Raw genomic sequence first — 3,143 nt, forward strand, 5'->3', positions numbered from 1 at the left:
CACGATAAAAACAGACTCCAATGAAGCCGCTTTACTGCTGTTTTGCCCAGCACCGACGTCAGCCTTGGCCGACGAAGCCGCCTGGCGACTGCTTGGGCATCTGCTGCACGGGCCGTTTTACCAGCGCCTGCGGGTTGATCTGCAAATCGGCTACGCGGTCTTCAGCGGCATCCGACAGGTCAACGGGCAAACCGGGCTGCTGTTTGGCGTGCAGTCCCCCAGCGTTTCACTGTGCGGGATCATTGATCACCTGCAGACCTTTCTGAAGCAATTACCGTCGTTAATCGACAGCAGCCCAGACCTGGGCAACCAGACCCTGGCGCAGCAATTCAGTGCCCAGCAACTGCCGCTCAACCAAGCCGCCGAACTGCTGTGGCAGGCTTACTTGGCGGGCCATCCGTCGGGTTACCTGGACCTGCTACAACAGTTGATACAAAACCGCACACGCGAGGATCTGCAGCGCGCCGCCCAGCAACTCAACGATGCCTCAGGCGGCTGGCGTTGCGTGGCCAACGGCCCGCGAATCAACGACTCCTGGCAACCGGCAGGCTGATCATTGCCAACCCTGCAACAGGCTTTTTCCGTCAAGACAGCGCTAACTTGAAAAGAATTGCGTAATATTCATACGCAATATCTGAACATCTCCAATAGGAGGTGGACTATATGTATTACTTGGTAGTGAACGTCCCATCCCTTGGTAGGAGTATGAATATGACCTGGTCCAAACCCGCTTACACTGATCTGCGTATCGGTTTCGAAGTCACCATGTACTTCGCCAGCCGTTGATTGGCTGAGTAATACAACGCCTCGGTTCGCCCGGGGCGTTTTTGTTTTGAGCTTTGCGTGATGGAGCAATCATGTTTGTCCAGATTCTAGGTTCCGCCGCCGGCGGTGGCTTCCCGCAGTGGAACTGCAACTGCGTGAACTGCGCAGGCTTTCGCGACGGCAGCCTGCGCGCCCAAGCGCGTACCCAGTCGTCCATCGCGATTTCCGACGATGGCGTGAACTGGGTGCTGTGCAATGCTTCGCCGGATATCCGTGCGCAACTGCAAGGCTTTGCGCCGATGCAACCCGGCCGCGCGCTGCGCGATACCGGCATCAGCGCAATTATCCTGATGGACAGCCAGATCGACCACACCACCGGCCTGTTGAGCTTGCGCGAAGGTTGCCCGCATCAGGTGTGGTGCACTGACATGGTCCATGAAGACCTCAGCACCGGTTTCCCGCTGTTCACCATGTTGACCCACTGGAACGGCGGCCTGGCTTGGAACCGTATCGAGCTGGACGCCAGCTTCACCATCCCGGCCTGCCCGAATCTGCGCTTCACCCCGCTGCCCTTGCGTAGCGCCGCGCCGCCCTACTCGCCGCACCGCTTTGACCCGCACCCAGGCGATAACATCGGCCTGATCGTCGAGGACCTGCGCACTGGCGGTAAATTGTTCTACGCCCCAGGCCTGGGCAAAGTCGACGCGCCGCTGCTGGAAATCATGGCGGGCAGCGACTGCCTGCTGGTGGACGGCACGATGTGGGACGACGATGAAATGCAGCGCCGCGGCGTCGGCACCCGCACCGGCCGCGAGATGGGCCACCTGGCGCAGAACGGCCCTGGCGGCATGCTCGAAGTACTGGAGCAGCTACCCAAGCAGCGCAAGGTGCTTATCCACATCAACAACACCAACCCGATCCTCGACGAAGACTCCCCTGAGCGCGCCGAGCTGGTGCGGCGCAATGTCGAAGTGGCTTACGACGGCATGAGCATTGAATTGTAGGAGCAGACGAAGTGACTGACACACCGTTGACCACCGCCGAATTCGAAGCCGCCCTGCGGGCCAAGGGCGCCTTCTACCATATCCATCACCCGTACCACGTGGCGATGTATGAAGGCCGCGCCACCCGCGAGCAGATCCAGGGCTGGGTCGCCAACCGTTTCTACTATCAGGTGAACATCCCGCTCAAAGACGCTGCGATCCTGGCCAACTGCCCCGACCGTGAGATCCGCCGTGAGTGGATCCAGCGTCTGCTCGACCACGACGGCGCGCCCGGTGAAGACGGCGGTATTGAAGCCTGGCTGCGCCTGGGCCAGGCCGTCGGCCTCGACCCCGACCAGTTGCGCTCCCAGGAGCTGGTGCTGCCCGGCGTACGGTTTGCGGTGGATGCCTATGTCAACTTTGCCCGCCGCGCCAGCTGGCAAGAAGCTGCCAGCAGCTCGCTGACCGAACTGTTCGCGCCGCAGATCCACCAGTCGCGCCTCGACAGCTGGCCGCAGCACTACCCGTGGATCGACCCGGCCGGTTATGAGTATTTCCGCACCCGCCTGGGCCAGGCGCGTCGCGACGTAGAGCATGGTTTGGCGATCACGCTGCAGCACTACACCACTCGCGAAGGCCAGGAACGCATGCTGGAAATCCTGCAGTTCAAACTCGACATTCTGTGGAGCATGCTGGATGCCATGAGCATGGCCTACGAACTCAAACGCCCGCCGTATCACAGCGTGACCGAGCAGCGGGTCTGGCATAAAGGGATCACCCTATGAGCTTTGATCGCAGCAAAACACCAACCTGGCGCCAGGGCTATCGTTTCCAGTACGAGCCCGCGCAAAAAGGCCACGTGTTGCTCTACCCCGAAGGCATGATCAAGCTCAACGACAGCGCCGCCTTGATCGGCGGGCTGATCGACGGCGAGCGCGACGTGGCCGCCATCATCGCCGAGCTGGATAAACAATTCCCGGGCGTGCCTGAACTCGGTCAAGACATCGAGGATTTCATGGAGGTCGCCCGTGCTGAGCACTGGATCGAACTTGCCTGAAAAGCCACCGATTGGCCTGCCACTGTGGTTGCTTGCCGAGCTGACTTACCGCTGCCCGTTGCAGTGCCCGTATTGCTCCAATCCGCTGGATTTTGCCGAGCAGGGTAAAGAGCTGAGCACTGAGCAGTGGATCAAGGTGTTTCGCGAAGCGCGGGAAATGGGCGCCGCGCAACTGGGGTTTTCCGGCGGTGAACCGCTGGTGCGCCAGGACCTTGCCGAACTGATCGCCGAGGCGCGCAAGCTGGGTTTCTACACTAACCTGATCACCTCGGGCATCGGTCTCACCGAGCAGAAGATCAGCGACTTCAAGAAGGCGGGCCTGGACCTGTCTCTTATAC

At 60.6% G+C, this 3,143-nt stretch carries 6 protein-coding genes; all 6 read left to right on the top strand.

Going from position 1 to position 3,143, the window contains the following annotated elements; all coding sequences use genetic code 11:
* Positions 1–553 (top strand): insulinase family protein (locus FEM54_RS28840; RefSeq protein WP_171045930.1); only part of this gene is annotated, 553 nt, incomplete at its 5' end.
* Positions 554–711: 158 nt separating this feature from the next.
* A complete protein-coding gene (gene pqqA / locus FEM54_RS28845) occupies positions 712–786 on the top strand; it encodes a pyrroloquinoline quinone precursor peptide PqqA (RefSeq protein WP_003194766.1) in 75 nt (24 codons plus the stop codon).
* Positions 787–857: 71 nt separating this feature from the next.
* Positions 858–1,769, top strand: a complete 912-nt coding sequence (gene pqqB / locus FEM54_RS28850; RefSeq protein WP_010207003.1) for a pyrroloquinoline quinone biosynthesis protein PqqB — start codon at positions 858–860, stop codon at positions 1,767–1,769.
* 11 nt (positions 1,770–1,780) lie between these two features.
* Complete coding sequence (pqqC, locus tag FEM54_RS28855; RefSeq protein ID WP_017138042.1) at positions 1,781–2,533, top strand: pyrroloquinoline-quinone synthase PqqC; 753 nt, start codon at positions 1,781–1,783, stop codon at positions 2,531–2,533.
* Positions 2,530–2,805 (top strand): pyrroloquinoline quinone biosynthesis peptide chaperone PqqD, encoded by a 276-nt coding sequence (gene pqqD, locus FEM54_RS28860; protein WP_138453885.1) that lies wholly within the window; start codon positions 2,530–2,532, stop codon positions 2,803–2,805. The genes pqqC and pqqD overlap by 4 nt, the downstream gene beginning before the upstream one ends.
* Positions 2,777–3,143: radical SAM protein (locus tag FEM54_RS28865; RefSeq protein ID WP_138453886.1), on the top strand; the 367-nt coding region annotated here is incomplete at its 3' end. The genes pqqD and FEM54_RS28865, both read left to right, overlap by 29 nt.

The organism is Pseudomonas edaphica, from assembly GCF_005863185.1.
GTDB lineage: Bacteria > Pseudomonadota > Gammaproteobacteria > Pseudomonadales > Pseudomonadaceae > Aquipseudomonas > Aquipseudomonas edaphica.